The organism is Pelomonas sp. Root1217 (genome assembly GCF_001425705.1).
Taxonomy (GTDB): Bacteria; Pseudomonadota; Gammaproteobacteria; order Burkholderiales; family Burkholderiaceae_C; genus Pelomonas.
Genome location: NZ_LMDC01000028.1, coordinates 390,950 through 407,207, shown reverse-complemented (window position 1 = coordinate 407,207; position 16,258 = coordinate 390,950). Strand labels below are relative to the sequence as shown.

The window sequence follows — 16,258 nt, the reverse complement described above, 5'->3', positions numbered from 1 at the left end:
CTTTGAAGCCGTTCAGCCTCAGGCGGCGACGGTCTTGGCGGTGTCTGCGTATTCCTCGATCTGGTCGAAGTTCATGTACTTGTAGATCGACGCGCCGTCCTTGTTCACGACGCCCATCGCCTCGTGGTACTCCTGCACCGTGGGGATCTTGCCCAGCTTGGACGCGATGGCGGCCAGCTCGGCCGAGGCCAGGAACACGTTGGTGTTCTTGCCCAGGCGGTTGGGGAAGTTGCGGGTGGAGGTGGACACGACGGTCGCGCCTTCGCGCACCTGGGCCTGGTTGCCCATGCACAGGCTGCAGCCGGGCATTTCGGTGCGCGCACCGGCCGTGCCGAAGGCCGCGTAGTGGCCTTCCTTGATCAGCTCGCTCTGGTCCATCTTGGTCGGCGGGGCCACCCACAGCTTGACCGGGATGTCGCGCTGGCCGCCCAGCAGCTTGGCCGCGGCGCGGAAGTGGCCGATGTTGGTCATGCACGAGCCGATGAAAGCCTCGTCGATCTTGGTGCCGGCGACTTCGGACAGGAACTTGGCGTCGTCCGGATCGTTGGGGCAGCAGAGGATGGGTTCCTTGATGTCGGCCAGGTCGATCTCGATGACGGCGGCGTACTCGGCGTCCTTGTCGGCTTCCAGCAGCTCCGGGTTGGCCAGCCAGGCTTCCACCTTTTCGATGCGGCGCTGCAGCGTCTTCGCGTCGGCATAGCCGTCGGCGATCATGTTCTTCATCAGCACGACATTGCTGGTGAGGTACTCCTTGATCGGTGCCGGGTTCAGCTTGACCGTGCAGCCCGCAGCCGAGCGCTCGGCAGAGGCGTCGCTCAGCTCGAAGGCTTGTTCGACCTTCAGGTCAGGCAGGCCCTCGATCTCCAGGATGCGACCCGAGAACACGTTCTTCTTGCCGGCCTTCGCAACGGTCAGCAGGCCGGCCTTGATGGCGTACAGCGGGATGGCGTGCACGAGGTCGCGCAGCGTGACGCCGGGCTGCATCTCGCCCTTGAAGCGCACGAGCACGGACTCGGGCATGTCCAGGGGCATGACGCCGGTGGCCGCGCCGAAGGCCACGAGGCCGGAGCCGGCCGGGAAGGAGATGCCGATCGGGAAGCGGGTGTGCGAGTCGCCACCGGTGCCGACCGTGTCGGGCAACAGCAGGCGGTTCAGCCAGCTGTGGATGATGCCGTCGGCCGGGCGCAGCGACACGCCGCCACGGTTGCTCATGAAGGTCGGCAGCTCGCGGTGGGTCTTCACGTCCACGGGCTTGGGGTAGGCGGCCGTGTGGCAGAACGACTGCATGACCAGGTCGGCCGAGAAGCCCAGGCAGGCCAGGTCCTTCAGCTCGTCGCGGGTCATCGGGCCGGTGGTGTCCTGGGAACCCACGGTCGTCATCTTGGGCTCGCAGTAGGTGCCGGGGCGCACGCCGTGGCCCTCGGGCAGGCCCACGGCACGGCCCACCATCTTCTGCGCCAGCGTGAAGCCGGCCTTGGTTTCGGCGGGTGCCGAGGGCAGGCGGAACAGCGTGGAGGCCGGCAGGCCCAGGAACTCGCGCGCCTTGGCGGTCAGCGAACGGCCGATGATGAGGTTGATGCGGCCGCCGGCGCGCACTTCGTCGAACAGCACGTCGCTCTTGAGCTTGAACTCGGCGACGGTCTCGCCGTTCTTCACCAGCTTGCCGTCATAGGGCAGCACGTCGATGACGTCGCCCATCTCCAGCTTGGAGACGTCCACCTCGATGGGCAGCGAGCCGGAGTCTTCCTGCGTGTTGAAGAAGATCGGCGCGATCTTGCCGCCCAGCGTGACGCCGCCGAAGCGCTTGTTCGGAACAAACGGGATGTCCTGGCCCGTGGCCCAGATGACGGAGTTGGTGGCGGACTTGCGCGAGGAGCCGGTGCCGACCACGTCGCCCACGTAGGCGACCAAGTTGCCCTTCTTCTTCAGGTCCTCGATGAACTGCATCGGGCCGCGCTTGCCGTCTTCCTCGGGCTTGAAGGCTGCGTCAGAACGAGTGTTCTTCAGCATCGCCAGGTAGTGCAGTGGGATGTCCGGGCGGCTCCACGCATCAGGCGCGGGCGACAGGTCGTCGGTGTTGGTCTCGCCGGGCACCTTGAAGACCGTGACGGTGATCTTCCTCTCGACTTCCGGGCGCGACGTGAACCACTCGGCATTGGCCCAGGACTGCATCACCTCGTTGGCCTTGGCGTTGCCGGCCTTGGCCTTGGCGGCCACGTCGTTGAAGAAGTCGAACATCAGCAGGGTCTTCTTCAGGCCCTCGGCCGCGACGCCGGCCACTTCGGCGTCGTCCAGCAGTTCGATCAGCGGATGCACGTTGTAGCCGCCCACCATGGTGCCCAGCAGCTCCGTGGCCTTGGCCTTGGAGATCAGGCCGACGCTGAGGTCGCCGTGCGCAACGGCAGCCAGGAAGCTCGCCTTGACCTTGGCAGCGTCGTCCACGCCCGGGGGCACGCGGTGGGTCAGCAGGTCCAGCAGGAAGGCGTCCTCGCCAGCCGGGGGGTTCTTGATCAGCTCGATGAGCTCGGCGACCTGCTTGGCGTCCAGCGCAAGGGGCGGGATACCGAGGGCAGCGCGCTCGGCGGCATGTTGGCGGTAGGCTTGAAGCATGTTTTTCTCCGTTGAAGCAGCAGGTCAGGCAGAGCCGGGGACAACGATCCTCAGCCCTTTGAAATAGTCTCTGTAGAAGCCGGCGTCGCGCGTGATCAGCGCGTCGCACTGCATCATGGCGTGGGAGCCGATCAGGAAGTCCGCGACGGTGCGGGTGCGGTTGCCGCCGCGCTGGCGGTAGCGCCGCTGCATCTCGCCAGCGCGCAGGGCCGACTTGGCTTCCATCGGGTCAAAGCGAAAGCCGAGGTCTTCGAGGAACTGGAGCACGTCGGTGCCGCCCTTGAAGGCGGTGCACACCTCCGCCAGCGCCACCTCGCACAGCACGACAGGGCCGACGTGCAGCGCCTGGCGCACGGCCTCGGCTGCGGCAGCGCAGGCTTCGTCGTCACCGGCGATCAGGTCGATCAGCACGGAGGAGTCCGTGGCGATCAAGGTGTGACGTCTCCCGAGTCCGGCTCGGGAGGGAGGTAGGGATCGCCAGGCGCGTGGCCGCGGATGGCCCGCATGGCCTCGTCGGTGTTGGCGAAGCCATCGAGCTTGAAGCGGCCCCGCATGCGCGAGAGGGCGTCATCGACGTTCTTGCGCAGGATGATGCGGCCGCCGTCCAGCTCGACCTTGAGCGTGGTGCCCTTGGTCAGGCCGAGGGCGTCTCGGACGGCTTTGGGCAGGGTGATCTGCCCGCGTTCGGCAACGGTGGCTTCCATGGCGCCTCCAGTGGCTGGGCACCGCGGAGGCGGTGGCTCAGGTATGCATCAGAAAGTATGCATTCATTCTACATACCGGAGCCAGCGGTTTCAACAGCGATGCCTCACCTGGCCTTGGCAGTCTTGGCGGGTTTTGCCGCCACCGGGGCCGCTGCGGATGTTTCGGCCGCTGTGGGCGTGATGCCCAGGCCACTGCGCGCGGCCTCGGCGGCTTCCGCCTCCGGATCATTGATCTTGGCTGCCTTGGCGGCTTCCATCAGTCGGATCTGCTCGGGATGGACACAGTCGTCGATGAGGCGCTGGCCGATCTTGGTGTCCAGCAGCATGGATTTGTTGGCGATCTGGATCATCAGCGTGCGACCCATCACGTCTTCCAGGCGCAGCGCGCCGGTGGACGACAGCACGGGCTTCATCGTGAAGACCTGCTTCTTCCAGGCCACGTTGATGTAGCCGGCCACCTTGGGATGCTTCTCGATCTGCACGGTCTCCTTGAACTCGCAGGCGTAGTCGCCCAGGTAGGCGCGCTCCGCAGCGGCAAGCTGGGCCTCATCGGCATCGACCAGCACAGGCTCGGGCGGCGGCGGCGGTGCCTTTTTGGCGGGCGCGGGCTTGGCCGCGGCCTTGTGTTTTGCGACGGGCTTGGCCGGAGCGGTCTGGGCCAGGGCGGGCAAGGCGGCGCAGAGGATCAGGGCGGCAGCACTGGCACGGAGCGAAGTCATCGGCATCTGGAGTCGGGGTGGGAAAGGAGGGTGGAAAAAGCTGGCGAATCATGGCTGCAATGCGGCCGCGCAGCGGTGAAAAGATGTAGGCATTGTCCGCGTGACGGACTGCACGCCGGTTCGTGCCTCACTCGGCGATTACCCCGATGGCTACGGGGAAGAACGCCGATCGTGCTTCGTCCGGAAGGTCACGTCCGGTGCGCTCGGCGCGCTCCAGCACGGTCCAGAAATAGCGATAGCTGGCGCGGTCGTGCAGGCGGTCGTCGAAGGAGATGGGCGCCCACTGCGCGGCTTGCGCGGCGAGCAGCAACTCAGCTGCCTCCAGCACCTCTTCGGCGGCCGGCGCGAAGGCTTCGACGATGGGGCGGATCTGGTCCGGGTGGATGCTCCACATGCGCGTGTAGCCGAATTCGCGCGTGGCGCGGCGTGCGGCCGCCGCGAGCCGCTCGGCATCGCGGAATTCGGTGACGACGCAGTGCGAAGGCGTCTTGCCGAAGGCGTGCGCCGCGGCAGCGATCTCCAGCTTGGCGCGCACGACCAGCGGATGCTCGAACTGGCCGGGCAGCTCCATGGCCAACTTGGGAATGGCTCCACCATGGGCCGAGACGAAGTCCATCAGGCCGAAAGACAGCGATTCGATGCGCGGATGGGCGGCGATGCGGAAGACCTCGCGCAGCGCGCCATGGGTTTCGATCAGCACTTGCAGCGGCAGCTTCGGTTTTGCATGCCGCTCGCAGGCCACGTCGATGGCGGCAATCGCCCGCTCGACGTCATCGGCGCTCTCCGGCTTGGGGATCATCAGATAGGCCAGCCGGTCACCGGCCTTGGCGACCAGCGTTTCGACATCGGCCTCGAAGGCGGCGTGGCCGAAGGGATGCACCCGTGCGCCGACGCGGCCGAAGCGGTTGGCCGAGCTCGTTGCCACTTCGGCGATCAGCAGCGCATGTTCGGCCTCGCCACCGACGGGGGCGCCGTCCTCGGCGTCCAGCGTGATGTCGAAGACGGGGCCGAGTTCGGCCTGCACGGCCAGGCTCTTGCGCATGCGGGCCTCGACGCCGCAGTAATGGTCGACGACAGGCAGCGCGGGCCGCGTGGCTTCATGGCCGAACAGGGCCTGGCGGGGGTGGAGGAGGGCGCTCATCGCGCCACTGTACCCAGGCCGGCAGCGTTGCCAGGTGCGACGCTGGTCGCGGAATCGCGACGTTTGCGGGAACAAGGGGTGCTTGTGCACTGTCATGTCTGACCCAGGCGTGACAGCATCTGCACACAACGATCTCCGGAGACAAAGCCATGCTCAAGCTCGAGTCGCTCAGGGTTTCCCGCCGCCTCGCCTTGCAAACCTTCGGCGCCGTTCTGGGTGTGCTGCTGGTGGCGGCCATCCTGCTGTTCTCGGAGCGGGAACTGATCCTGAACGAGCGTCAGCAGGCGGTGCGCCAGGCGGTCGAGGCGGCGCATGGCGTCGTCTCGCATTTCCACGCCCAGGTTGCGACAGGCAAGCTGTCCGACGAGGACGCCAAGAAGTCGGCCCTCGCCGCCCTGCGGGGACTGCGCTACAGCGGCAACGAGTATTTCTGGGTCAACGACATGAGCCCGATCATGGTCATGCATCCCATGAAGCCGGAGCTGGAGGGCAAGACGCTGAACAACAGCAAGGACCCGACCGGCAAGCCGCTCTTCGTCGCGATGGTCGACATCGTCAAGGCCAGCGGCGCAGGCTTCCTGCCCTATATGTGGCCCAAGCCGGGCAGCGAGCAGCCCGTGCCCAAGGTGTCGTACGTGAAGGGCTTCACGCCCTGGAGCTGGATCATCGGCTCGGGCGTCTATGTGGACACGGTCGACGCGGCCATCTGGCAGCGTGTCTGGAAGGTGGGCCTGGGGGTGGGGGTGCTGGCCGGCGTGCTGCTGGTGCTGGGCCTGGCCATCACGCGCAGCATCACGCGCCAGTTGGGTGGCGAGCCCGCGCGCGTCAACGAGATCACGCGCCAACTGGCCGAAGGCGACCTCAGCGTTGACATCGACCTGCAGGGCAGCAGCCATGAGAGCGTCATGCAGGGCGTGAAAGCCATGCGCGACAGCATGGCCAGCATCGTGCAGCAGGTGCGGGACGGCTCGGAGTCGGTGGCCAATGCAAGCTCTGAGATCGCCTCCGGCAACCAGGACCTGAGCGCCCGGACGGAAAGCCAGGCCAGCGCGCTGCAGCAGACGGCGGCCTCCATGGACGAACTCGGCGCCACCGTGCGCAACAACGTCGACAACGCCCAGCAGGCCAACCAGCTGGCGCAGAACGCTTCGCACGTCGCTGCGGAAGGCGGCCAGGTCGTCAAGCAGGTCGTCGACACGATGAAGGGCATCAACGACAGCTCGCGCCGCATCGGCGACATCATCTCCGTCATCGACGGCATCGCCTTCCAGACCAACATCCTGGCGCTGAACGCCGCCGTGGAAGCGGCACGCGCCGGCGAGCAGGGCCGCGGCTTCGCAGTCGTCGCCGGCGAGGTGCGGCTGCTGGCCGGCCGCAGCGCGGAAGCCGCCCGGGAGATCAAGACGCTGATCTCGCAGAGCCTGGAGCGCGTCGACCGCGGCAACACCCTCGTCGACCAGGCTGGCGCGACGATGGACCGAGTCGTCAGCAGCATCCAGCGCGTGACCGACATCATGGGTGAGATCAGCTCGTCCAGTGCCGAGCAGAGTTCGGGCGTGAGCCAGGTCGGCCAGGCCGTCACGCAGATGGACCAGGCCACGCAACAGAACGCCGCGATGGTGGAACAGATGGCCGCTGCGGCAGATGGCCTCAAGGTGCAAGCTCAGCAGTTGGTGGAGACGGTGTCGACCTTCCGGCTGCCGGCCACGCGCTGACGCCGTGGCGGGCGTGGCCCAGTTTCGGTTCAGAGCCAAACCCAGGCCGAGGTGCCACCCACCAGGCAGATCGCCACACTCGCGATGGCCATCTCCCGGCGCACCGTGCCGCGCGCGACAAGCAGCACCATCGCGATCTTCACCACCGTGTTGGCAAGCAGGGCCGCCAGCAGCGCCCACGCGGTCCCGGCCGTCGTCAGCGAGCCGTCCTTCTGGCCGCTGAGCGAAAGCACGATCGCGTCAACGTCTGCTGCGCCGGCGAGCGCAGAGATCGCAAGCAGGCCGCCGGTGGGGAATTGCTGCTGGGCCAGCTTCGTCACCACGAGGACGACGGCGAACAAGGCGCCGAACCGGATCGCGGCACCCAGGCTGAATGGGTTCTTCAGGGGGGCGGAGGCCTGGACGGGGGCGGGCGCGGCGGCCGCTCCGGCGAGGTAATGCCGCAGGGCCAGGGCGCCGGTGACCAGGCCCATGGCCAACAGCGGGGGCCACAACGCACCCAGCAGCTGCCGGTTGAGGAGGGCGACGATCGTCGTCACGCGCAGGAACATGACGAACCATGCGCACAGGATGCCGGTGGTCGCCGCGCTGGCGTTGGCGGAGCTTCCAGCCTTCCAGCTCTCACGCGCGAAGTTCAGCGTGGTGGCCGTCGAAGAGACCAGACCTCCGGCCAGGCCGGTGATGGCGGCACCTCGCGCAGGCCCTAGCCAACGCATGCCGATGTAGCCGGCCAGCGAGAGTGCCGAGATCAGCACCACCAGCAGCCACAGCTGATAGGGGTTCAGTGCATGCCAGGGGTCCACCGTCTCATTCGGCACGAGGGGCAGCACGATGACCGAGGCAATCAGCAGCTTGATGCCTGCAAGGATGTCATCGAGGCCGACCCGTTCCACCAAGGCGTGCAGGGGCTGCTTGAACGCCAGGACCGCCGACAACGCCACGGCCAGCGCGACGGCCAGAGCCTCGCTGCCGGTGGCCGCCATGCCGCCCAGAACAACGACGAGCAGCGCCGCGATCTCGCTGGTCATGCTTGGCGGCGCATCCCTCCCGTCCTGGCGCCAGGCCATGTGGCTGGCAATGGCCATGGCGCTCACGCAAGCGAGCACCGCAACGAAGAGCCACTGCAGTTGCAGCGCCTGCCCGAGCCAGGCTGAGGCCGCGCCGGACAAGGCCAGCAGGGCGTGGGTGCGGATGCCGCCGATCGTGTGGGAGGGCGTGGCAGGCCGCTTCTTCTCCCGTTCGATGCCGACCAGGATGCCGATGAGGAGAGCGACGAAGAAGCGACCGGCGAGATCAGGCGTCATGCCTGCCGCCCTTGGCGTTGCTCGGCCTGCCTCGCGAGGCTGAGTTCATCGGCATGCGTGTCCCTCGATTAGCGGCTGCCAAGCAAGCAGCCCTGATGACGAGTCAATCTAAGCGGCCAGCGCAGCGCCGGCGTTGATCCCGGTCAACCCGTAACGCGCGGCAATCAACGCAGCGGCCAAGTCCGGGCCTGAGTCGTCCGGCTTGATCCAGCGCAACCCGATTGCCGGCGGGCTCCCTAGCATGGGCCTTCGCCGATCAAGGATGGCCCAAGATGGAAATTCAAACCCAAGCCCACCTGCCGATGCTGCGTCAATTGCTGCTGTACCGCCAGGCCGAACTGCGAGCCGAGGTCCATGCGGCGCAGCTGGCACGCCAGGAATTGCAGACGCAATCCCAGGAAGTACAGGATCTCAAGGACGGCGCAGAGCTCATGCAGCGCCAGCAGACCGAGGACTTCCAGGCCACCCGAGACTTGCAGGAGTTGCAGGAGGTTGATGCCGCGCTGAGCCGGCTGGCCACGGGAAACTATGGCGACTGCGCCGACTGTGGCGAGGCTATTCCCGTGGCGCGCCTCACGGCCCTGCCGTCCGTGCGGCTGTGCGCGGGCTGCCAGGCCGTCCGGGAGCATCTGTCATGACTGCGCACGGCGTGCGGCGGTACCGTCGTCTGGCCCTCGCGTCACTCGCTGTGGCCGCGCTGGCCACCGGTTGCGCCCTGGAGGTGCAGAACGCCAAGCCGGCTCGGGAGCTGGCGCGCCGTGCCTTGCCGGAAGGCGAGGTCTACATCGGCTGGCGGGTGTTCCAGCAGAAGTGCGCGACCTGCCATGGCCCAACGGCGACCGGTACGGCGGCCGGCCCCGACCTGCTGCCCAGACTCCGCGAGATGGGCTCGCACCAGTTTGTGAGCCTGGTGCTCAGGCGCTACGACTGGATCCTCGCGGCGGCGGAGTCCGACCCGCAGGGTGCCTCGCAGAGCGCCCTGGTTGAAAAGGTTCTGCAGGGTAGGGAAGCGGCGCTGGTGATGCCTGCCTGGCAGGGCGACCCCACCGTGACGGCCCACATCATCGACCTCTACGCCTATCTGTCCGCCCGCGCCGACGGCACGCAGGCCCCGGGGCGCCCTTCGCGGCCGCGGGCGCCCGACTGAGAACTCGCTTTCAGCGGCTTCGCGGCAGAGGGAACGCCATGCTTCAAGTACAAGTCGCCCTGATGACCGGCGGCACATCGGGGACTGGCCGTCCCGCCGCCGACGGTGGCCACTGTGCACGCTGAGAGCGAGGCGCCGATCGGCGCAGGCATTCACGCGTCACTGCCACAGGCGACGCAAGCCACGCCCACGCCGCCGCGAGGGCTGAGCGATGCCCAGGCGCGCCAGCGCTTGTCCCTCATTGGCCCCAACGAGGTGGGCGATACGGAAAAGCGCGGCCTGGCACGCACGCTGCGCGGGGTGTTCACCGAGCCGATGTTCTTGCTGCTGCTGGCGGCGGCGGCCATCTACCTGCTGCTGGGTGATCTGGGCGAGGGCCTGCTCCTGGCTTTCTTCGCCGTTGTCACGGTGGGCCTGGTCGTCATGCAGGAACGGCGCAGCGAGCACGCGCTGGCTGCCCTGCGCACGCTGTCCGCACCGCAGGTGCGCGTCGTGCGTGACGGGCGCATGGTGCGCATCCCGGCGCGCGAACTGGTGCCCGGCGACATCTTCATGGTCGGCGAAGGCGAGCGGGTCGCAGCCGACGGCATCGTTCGCGAGGCGGTCGGCCTGCAGGTCGACGAGTCGTTGCTGACCGGGGAATCGGTGCCGGTGGACAAGCGGGTGTGGCAGGTGCAAGACGGCCTGGCCATGGCGTCGCCCGAAAGCAATGCCAGCGCCTTCGTGTACGCGAGCACCCTGGCCGTCACCGGCCATGCCGTCATCGAGGCGGTGGCCACTGGCTCAGGCACGCAGGTTGGCCGCATCGGTGCATCTCTGGCCGCCATCGAGACGGTGCCAACGCCCCTGGAGCAGCATCTGCGCCGGCTGGTGCGTGCCTTCGGCCTGGCGGCCGCCGGCATTTGCGCAGTGATCGTGGTGGTTTACGGCCTGGTGCAGGGCGACTGGATGCAGGGGCTGCTGTCGGCCGTCGCCATCGGCATGGCGATGCTGCCCGAAGAGTTCCCGATGGCGCTCGCCGTCTTCCTTTCGCTGGGCGCCTGGCGGCTGGCTCGCATCAAAGTGCTGGCGCGTCGTCCCGCCGTCATTGAGGCCCTGGGCGCGGCCACCGTGCTATGTGTGGACAAGACCGGTACCCTCACCGAAAACCGGATGCAGTTGTCCCGTCTGGTGACCGACGAGATGGAGGTCGAGCTCGATGCTGGCAAGGACTTGCCCGAAGCGGTGCGTCGGCTGCTCGAGTTCGGCATGCTGGCTTCGCGGCGTGACGGCAGCGATCCGATGGACCGTGCGCTGATCGCGCGCGGCGATGCCTTGCTGGCAGGCACCGCACACCTGCACCCCGACTGGACGTTGACGCGTGAGTTTCCGCTCAGCCCCGAATTGCTGGCGATGTCGCATGAATGGACGGACGCAGCCGGCCAGCTCTGCGTCGCCGCCAAGGGCGCCCCGGAGGCGGTGTTCGATCTATGCCACCTCGATCCGCAACGAAGCGCCGATCTCTTGGTCCGGGTGAAGCATCTGGCCGGGCAGGGACTTCGCGTGCTGGCCGTGGCCGAAGGCCGTTCGCCGCGCGGCGAAACCGTGGTGCGTCAGCATGACCACGACTTCACGTTGCTGGGCCTGGCGGCCTTCGAGGATCCGCTGCGCGACAGCGTGCCGGATGCGGTCGCGCAGGCGCGGCAGGCCGGCATCGCGGTGGTGATGGTCACCGGCGATCATGCGGCCACGGCACTGGCCATTGCCGCGCAGGCCGGCCTCGATGTGCGTGCGGGCGTCCTGACCGGGGCCGACATCGCCGCTCTCGGTGAGGCCGACCTGGCCCGGGCCGTACGGCATGTGCGCGTGTTCGCCCGCGTGATGCCGGAGCACAAGCTCAGGCTGGTGCTGGCGCTGCGAAGCAATGGCGAGACCGTGGCCATGACGGGCGACGGCGTCAACGACGCACCGGCGCTGAAGGCGGCTCATGTCGGCATCGCGATGGGGATACGTGGGACGGATGTCGCGCGCGAGGCCGCCGGCCTGGTGCTGCTGGACGAAGATTTCGGGCGCATCGTTGGCGGTGTTCGCATGGGCCGGCGCATCTTCGACAACCTCCGCAAGGTCATGACCTACATCACCGCCATCCATGTCCCGGTGGCCGGACTCGCGTTGCTGCCTCTGCTGTTCGGGCTGCCACCATTGATGCTGCCGGTCCATGTGGTGCTGACCGAAATGGTGATTGATCCGGTGTGCTCGCTTGCGTTTGAAGGTGCCGCCGAAGCGCCAGGGCTGATGCAGCGGCCGCCGCGGCGCACGGACGACGGCATCGTGGGGTGGTCGATGCTGTGGCAAGGCTTGGCGCAAGGCAGCTGCCTGCTCGCGGCGACCCTTGGCCTATACATGCTGGCGCTGCGAGCCGGGCGTGACGCCGACGTGGCGCGCACGCTGGCGGTGGTCGGCCTGACGTTCGGGAACCTGATGCTGGTGGCGGCCAACATGGCCCTCGGCAGCGGCCTTCGCGCCTTGTCTGATCGCAGCGCCCGGGCCTTCTGGGCAGTCGCCACCGTGGCGGCGTCTGCGCTGGCCATTGCCGTGCTGGTGCCGGGCCCGAGGCGCTTGCTGCATTTTGGCGTTCCGGTGGCCCAGGATCTCGTGCTGGCCTTGGTGGCGGTGGCACTGGCAGTGGGTGCCGGGATCACATGGAGCGGGCGGCTGCGCAGCGCCTCGGCAGCGAAGCTGCCGAGCTGAAACGAGCGGCAGTCGGCACGGGCGCCGCAGGGCCTGCGAAGCCGGCTCAGTCGGCGCGGGCGCCGATTCGGCTCATTCGCTTGAGCCACTTCGCCACGCCGGCTTCGCCCAGGGCCTCGACCCCGCCCACCAGCGTCTCGTGAACCGGCGCGAAGCCGACGAAGCCCAGGATGTTGCGTTCCAGTGATTTCAGGCTGTGGGCACGGAAGTACCAGCGGTAGACGAGTGCCGGCATGCCCATGGTCACGACCACCCTCGCGGAGCGGCCCTTGAGCAGCTTGCCGCCGGCCGCCCCGTCGCCGGCCTTGCCCAGCGCAAAGCCGGGGCGCGCGACCTGCTCTAGAAAGGCCTTCAGCAAAGCCGGCATGTCGCCCAGCCACAGCGGGAAGAACAGCACCACGTGGCTGGCCCAACGGATGTGCTCCTGTGCAGGCAGCAGCGAAGCGGGCAGGGCGCCGTGGTCCCATTCGTCCTTGCTGCGAAGCAGCGGGAAATCCAGCGTCGCCACGTCCATGAGGCGCACCTGATGGCCCGCGGACAGCGCGCCCTCGGCATAGGCATCCGCCAGCGCGTGGCAGAGGTGTCCTCGGGTGGCATCCGGGTGGCCGAGGATGAGGAGAACGCGTCGCGCATGGGTATTCATCGCCCAAGGCTACCCAGGTGGGCGTGGCGCCGCGTTGCGCGGGATCAATGGCTGGGCTTGCAGGGTGTCTCCGACTGCACAACACAAACCCGGCCCGCGGCAGCGAGGAACCCCTGCTTTCATTGACCAGGGTCAACCACGCCATCGCCGCGGTCGAGAAACATCTGACGCACGCAACGGCGCCACGGCGTCAATGGAGAAACAGCATGGGAATCAAGAGCATCCTCGTCCACCTCGACAGCGGAGTGAACGTCCAGGGCCGCGTGGACGCTGCCGCGGCGCTGGCCCTGCGGTACGAGGCTCATCTCATCGGCCTTGCGCCGGCCGGGTGGTACGCCCTGCCGCCCGAAGGCGCCGGAGGCGGGGGGCTTGCCGCCTATCAGCAGGCGGCGATGGATGAACTGCGCAGTCAGGCACTCGGCCGCGCGCGCCTCTTCCAGGAACGGGTCTCGCTCCTGGGCGTGACCTCCTATGAAGGCCGCGTCGAGATGGGCTATGCGGGTGAAGTGATGACGCTTGCAGCGCGCTACTGCGACCTGGCCGTGGTCTCCCAGCTGAACCCCGACGATGCCTGCAACGGCTCGTCGGGGCAAATGGCGCAGGAAATGCTGCTGCGCTCGGGCCGGCCGCTGCTGGTGCTGCCGTTCGCGGGCGAGTGCGAGGTGCCGGCAGCGGCACGGGTGCTGGTCGGGTGGGACGGCAGCCGCGAAGCCGCACGGGCCATGCGTGATGCGCTTCCCCTGCTGAGGCAGGCGGCGAGTGTCGAGGTGGCCGTGTTCGAGACACCTGAAGATGTTGGGCGCAATCATGGCCCAATGCCGGGCGCCGACATCGGGCTCTGGCTTGCGCGCCATGGGCTGAAAGTGAAGGTCAGCTATGTGCCCATCAAGGTGGCGGCGGGTGAAGCGCTGTTGTCGCACGCGGCGGACATGGGCGCCCAACTGATCGTCGCCGGCGGGTACGGCCATTCGCGCCTGCGCGAGGCTGTGCTCGGCGGCGTGACGCGCACGTTGATGGCCAGCTCGCCCGTGCCGGTGCTGCTTTCGCACTGAGCGTGCGTCGGACGGTCCGTACTGCCGGTTGGCCGCCAGCAGCACTTGGCCAGCCGCGCCTTCTCGCGATGCGGGGCTGTCGCAGCCCGCGAGAGCCAAAAAAAGACACCCTCGCAAGGGTGTCCTGTAACTGGCTGACGGCGAGCCCGCCGTTGATGCTGCCTCAGAGCAGGTGCTTGACGCCGTCCTGCTCGTCCGTCAGTTCCTTCAGCGTCTTGTTGATGCACTCCTGCGAGAACTCGTCGATGCTGATGCCTTGCACGATCTTGTATTCGCCGCCTTCGCAGGTGACCGGGTAGCCGAACATGACTTCCTTGGGGATGCCGTATTCGCCACCCGACGGGATGCCCATCGTGACCCACTTGCCATTGGTGCCCAGGGCCCAGTCGCGCATGTGGTCGATGGCGGCATTGGCGGCCGAGGCGGCGGACGACAGGCCGCGGGCGGCAATGATGGCCGCGCCGCGCTTGCCGACCGTCGGCAGGAAGGTGTTGCGGTTCCAGTCCTCGTCATTGATCAGGGCCTTGACCGGCTGGCCGTCGATGGTGGCATTGCGGTAATCGGCGTACATCGTCGGCGAGTGATTGCCCCAGACGGCCAGCTTCTCGATCGAGCCGACCGGCTTGCCGGTCTTGGAGGCGATCTGCGAGGCGGCGCGGTTGTGATCCAGGCGCAGCATGGCCGTGAAGTTCTTGGCCGGCAGGTCCGGGGCCGACTTCATCGCGATGTAGGCATTGGTGTTGGCGGGGTTGCCGACCACCAGCACGCGCACATTGCGCGAGGCGACGGCGTTCAGGGCCTTGCCCTGCACCGTGAAGATCTGGGCGTTGGCGGCCAGCAGGTCGGCGCGCTCCATGCCGGGGCCGCGCGGGCGGGCGCCGACGAGCAGGGCGTAGTCGGTGTCCTTGAAGGCGGTCATCGGGTCGCTGTGGGCCTCGATGCCCGCCAGCAGCGGGAAGGCGCAGTCTTCGAGTTCCATGATCACGCCCTTGAGCGCGTTCTGAGCCTTCTCGTCGGGAATCTCCAACAGCTGCAGGATGACGGGCTGGTCCTTGCCCAGCATTTCGCCGGAGGCGATGCGGAACAGCAGGGCGTAGCCGATCTGGCCAGCTGCGCCGGTGACGGCGACGCGAACGGGTTTCTTGCTCATGGAAGTCTCCGAGGGACAGTTGATAAAGCTTGGACCGGGGCAGATCGCCCGAAACCCGTCGAGTGTACGGGCATACCCTGTGCTGCAATGCGCGCATGCCCAAGTCGCCAGCCCCGCTGTACGAGCAGATCCGCCAGTTGATCGTTGCCGCCCTGGCCGCCGGCGAGTGGCGGCCGGGCGACGCCCTGCCCAGCGAGGCGGCCCTGGCCGAGCGCTTCCACGCCAGTTCGGGCACCGTCAGGAAGGCGATGGATGAACTGGCGGCGGCCCACGTCGTCGAGCGTCGCCAGGGCGCCGGCACCTTTGTCGCGACCCATACGGCGCCGCGCAACCCCTACCGCTTCCTGCGCTTGGTGGCTGACGAGGGTGTCACCACCGGCTTCACGCGGGAGTTGCTGCACTGCCGGCGCGCGCGCGCCACGGCCGAGACGGCGCGGGCCCTGCATTTGCGCACGTCCGAGCCCGTCATCGAGGTCAGGCGGCTTCTGCTGCGCCGCGGCCGCGCTGTCGTGCTCGACGACCTCTGGCTGCCGGAACGGCACTTCCGCGGGCTCAGCAGCGAAGTCATCAACGCCTATCCGGGCACGCTGTACGCGCTGTTCGAGGAGCGTTTCCAGGTGCACATGGTGCGGGCCGAGGAGAAGCTGCGTGCCGTTGCGGCCACTGCCGAAGCCGCCGAACTGCTGGGTGTTGCCGATGGCGCACCCCTGCTCAGCGTCGAGCGCGTGGCGTACACCTATGGCGACCGGGCGGTCGAATTGCGCCGCGGTCTCTACCACACCGAAGCAGACCACTACCTCAATGAGTTGAACTGAATCTGACAATGCCGCAGTGCAGCAAGTGCGAAGGCCGGCGTGACTCTCTGGCCTAGAATCTTTCGGTTTCACATTGATTACGGGCACGACCATGACGGACAGCGTCAAGAAAAGACCGGTCTATACCAATATTCACGTCACACAGATCGTCAGCTACCGCCTTCCGCCCGCTGGCATCGTCTCCATCCTGCATCGCATCAGCGGCTTCGTGTTGTTCGCCTTGCTGCCCTTCGTGATCTGGATGCTGGACAGCAGCCTGAGCACGGAAATCTCCTTCGAGACCTTCACGAACGTGTTCGTGGCCGGCTTCGCTGGCATCCCGGGCTGGTTTGTCAAGCTCGTCACGCTGGGCCTGATTTGGGGTTACCTCGCGCATTTCATCGCCGGTGTGCGTCACCTGTGGATGGACGCAACCCACAGCGTCAGCAAGGCCCAGGGCCACAACTCGGCAATGGTCACGCTGGTCCTCAGCACCCTGTTGACACTGCTGCTCGGCGCCAAGCTGTTCGGTCTCTACTGAGCCCTCGA

At 67.5% G+C, this 16,258-nt stretch carries 15 protein-coding genes; 7 read left to right on the top strand and 8 right to left on the bottom strand.

Going from position 1 to position 16,258, the window contains the following annotated elements; all coding sequences use genetic code 11:
• Window positions 1-18: 18 nt before the first annotated feature.
• The 5 genes from acnB to ASC95_RS21840 form a co-directional block, all read right to left on the bottom strand.
• Complete coding sequence (gene acnB, locus ASC95_RS21860; protein ID WP_057299804.1) at window positions 19-2,610, bottom strand: bifunctional aconitate hydratase 2/2-methylisocitrate dehydratase; 2,592 nt, start codon at window positions 2,608-2,610, stop codon at window positions 19-21.
• 24 nt (window positions 2,611-2,634) lie between these two features.
• On the bottom strand, window positions 2,635-3,042 hold the full coding sequence (locus tag ASC95_RS21855) for a type II toxin-antitoxin system VapC family toxin (RefSeq protein ID WP_057299803.1): 408 nt from the start codon (window positions 3,040-3,042) through the stop codon (window positions 2,635-2,637).
• Entirely contained in the window at window positions 3,039-3,314 is a 276-nt protein-coding gene (locus tag ASC95_RS21850) for an AbrB/MazE/SpoVT family DNA-binding domain-containing protein (RefSeq protein ID WP_057299802.1), read from the bottom strand. Before ASC95_RS21850 ends, ASC95_RS21855 begins: the two co-directional genes overlap by 4 nt.
• A 104-nt stretch (window positions 3,315-3,418) precedes the next feature.
• Window positions 3,419-4,033, bottom strand: coding sequence for a hypothetical protein (locus ASC95_RS21845; RefSeq protein WP_157256446.1), 615 nt, complete (start codon window positions 4,031-4,033; stop codon window positions 3,419-3,421).
• Window positions 4,034-4,160: 127 nt separating this feature from the next.
• Window positions 4,161-5,174: a CoA ester lyase gene (locus ASC95_RS21840; protein WP_057299800.1), complete on the bottom strand. Its 1,014-nt coding sequence runs from the start codon at window positions 5,172-5,174 to the stop codon at window positions 4,161-4,163.
• Between the two features lie 149 nt (window positions 5,175-5,323).
• On the opposite strand from ASC95_RS21840, the gene ASC95_RS21835 reads away from it, so the two are divergent.
• Window positions 5,324-6,889, top strand: a complete 1,566-nt coding sequence (locus ASC95_RS21835; protein ID WP_057299799.1) for a methyl-accepting chemotaxis protein — start codon at window positions 5,324-5,326, stop codon at window positions 6,887-6,889.
• 29 nt (window positions 6,890-6,918) lie between these two features.
• On the opposite strand, the gene ASC95_RS21830 is transcribed toward ASC95_RS21835, so the two are convergent.
• The gene (locus ASC95_RS21830; RefSeq protein WP_057299798.1) at window positions 6,919-8,193 is read right to left on the bottom strand and encodes an MgtC/SapB family protein; all 1,275 of its coding nucleotides are present in this window, start codon (window positions 8,191-8,193) and stop codon (window positions 6,919-6,921) included.
• Window positions 8,194-8,465: 272 nt separating this feature from the next.
• On the opposite strand from ASC95_RS21830, the gene ASC95_RS21825 reads away from it, so the two are divergent.
• The 3 genes from ASC95_RS21825 to ASC95_RS21815 all read left to right on the top strand — a co-directional run bounded on the left by ASC95_RS21825 (window position 8,466) and on the right by ASC95_RS21815 (window position 12,070).
• Window positions 8,466-8,831 (top strand): TraR/DksA family transcriptional regulator, encoded by a 366-nt coding sequence (locus tag ASC95_RS21825; RefSeq protein WP_057299797.1) that lies wholly within the window; start codon window positions 8,466-8,468, stop codon window positions 8,829-8,831.
• A complete protein-coding gene (locus ASC95_RS21820; protein WP_057299796.1) occupies window positions 8,828-9,340 on the top strand; it encodes a cytochrome c in 513 nt (170 codons plus the stop codon). Before ASC95_RS21825 ends, ASC95_RS21820 begins: the two co-directional genes overlap by 4 nt.
• A 105-nt stretch (window positions 9,341-9,445) precedes the next feature.
• Window positions 9,446-12,070, top strand: coding sequence for a cation-translocating P-type ATPase (locus ASC95_RS21815; RefSeq protein WP_157256445.1), 2,625 nt, complete (start codon window positions 9,446-9,448; stop codon window positions 12,068-12,070).
• A 46-nt stretch (window positions 12,071-12,116) separates the two neighbouring features.
• Here the strand turns inward: ASC95_RS21815 and ASC95_RS21810 are convergent, their stop codons facing one another.
• On the bottom strand, window positions 12,117-12,713 hold the full coding sequence (locus ASC95_RS21810) for an NAD(P)H-dependent oxidoreductase (RefSeq protein ID WP_057299795.1): 597 nt from the start codon (window positions 12,711-12,713) through the stop codon (window positions 12,117-12,119).
• Window positions 12,714-12,919: 206 nt separating this feature from the next.
• Between ASC95_RS21810 and ASC95_RS21805 the strand changes: the two genes are divergently transcribed.
• Window positions 12,920-13,765 (top strand): universal stress protein, encoded by an 846-nt coding sequence (locus tag ASC95_RS21805; RefSeq protein ID WP_057299794.1) that lies wholly within the window; start codon window positions 12,920-12,922, stop codon window positions 13,763-13,765.
• Window positions 13,766-13,928: 163 nt separating this feature from the next.
• Here the strand turns inward: ASC95_RS21805 and ASC95_RS21800 are convergent, their stop codons facing one another.
• Entirely contained in the window at window positions 13,929-14,915 is a 987-nt protein-coding gene (locus ASC95_RS21800; RefSeq protein ID WP_057299793.1) for a malate dehydrogenase, read from the bottom strand.
• A gap of 95 nt (window positions 14,916-15,010) precedes the next feature.
• Between ASC95_RS21800 and ASC95_RS21795 the strand changes: the two genes are divergently transcribed.
• Together ASC95_RS21795 and sdhC are read left to right on the top strand one after the other, a co-directional pair.
• Window positions 15,011-15,730, top strand: coding sequence for a GntR family transcriptional regulator (locus ASC95_RS21795; RefSeq protein WP_057299792.1), 720 nt, complete (start codon window positions 15,011-15,013; stop codon window positions 15,728-15,730).
• A 91-nt stretch (window positions 15,731-15,821) separates the two neighbouring features.
• On the top strand, window positions 15,822-16,250 hold the full coding sequence (gene sdhC, locus ASC95_RS21790) for a succinate dehydrogenase, cytochrome b556 subunit (RefSeq protein WP_057299791.1): 429 nt from the start codon (window positions 15,822-15,824) through the stop codon (window positions 16,248-16,250).
• Window positions 16,251-16,258: the final 8 nt, after the last annotated feature.

Coding starts and splice junctions, on each gene's coding strand:
- acnB (WP_057299804.1), bottom strand. CDS start 2,610: ATGCTTCAAGCCTACCGCCAACATGCCGCCGAGCGCGCTGCCCTCGGT.
- ASC95_RS21850 (WP_057299802.1), bottom strand. CDS start 3,314: ATGGAAGCCACCGTTGCCGAACGCGGGCAGATCACCCTGCCCAAAGCC.
- ASC95_RS21845 (WP_157256446.1), bottom strand. CDS start 4,033: ATGACTTCGCTCCGTGCCAGTGCTGCCGCCCTGATCCTCTGCGCCGCC.
- ASC95_RS21840 (WP_057299800.1), bottom strand. CDS start 5,174: ATGAGCGCCCTCCTCCACCCCCGCCAGGCCCTGTTCGGCCATGAAGCC.
- ASC95_RS21835 (WP_057299799.1), top strand. CDS start 5,324: ATGCTCAAGCTCGAGTCGCTCAGGGTTTCCCGCCGCCTCGCCTTGCAA.
- ASC95_RS21830 (WP_057299798.1), bottom strand. CDS start 8,193: ATGACGCCTGATCTCGCCGGTCGCTTCTTCGTCGCTCTCCTCATCGGC.
- ASC95_RS21825 (WP_057299797.1), top strand. CDS start 8,466: ATGGAAATTCAAACCCAAGCCCACCTGCCGATGCTGCGTCAATTGCTG.
- ASC95_RS21820 (WP_057299796.1), top strand. CDS start 8,828: ATGACTGCGCACGGCGTGCGGCGGTACCGTCGTCTGGCCCTCGCGTCA.
- ASC95_RS21810 (WP_057299795.1), bottom strand. CDS start 12,713: ATGAATACCCATGCGCGACGCGTTCTCCTCATCCTCGGCCACCCGGAT.
- ASC95_RS21805 (WP_057299794.1), top strand. CDS start 12,920: ATGGGAATCAAGAGCATCCTCGTCCACCTCGACAGCGGAGTGAACGTC.
- ASC95_RS21800 (WP_057299793.1), bottom strand. CDS start 14,915: ATGAGCAAGAAACCCGTTCGCGTCGCCGTCACCGGCGCAGCTGGCCAG.
- ASC95_RS21795 (WP_057299792.1), top strand. CDS start 15,011: ATGCCCAAGTCGCCAGCCCCGCTGTACGAGCAGATCCGCCAGTTGATC.
- sdhC (WP_057299791.1), top strand. CDS start 15,822: ATGACGGACAGCGTCAAGAAAAGACCGGTCTATACCAATATTCACGTC.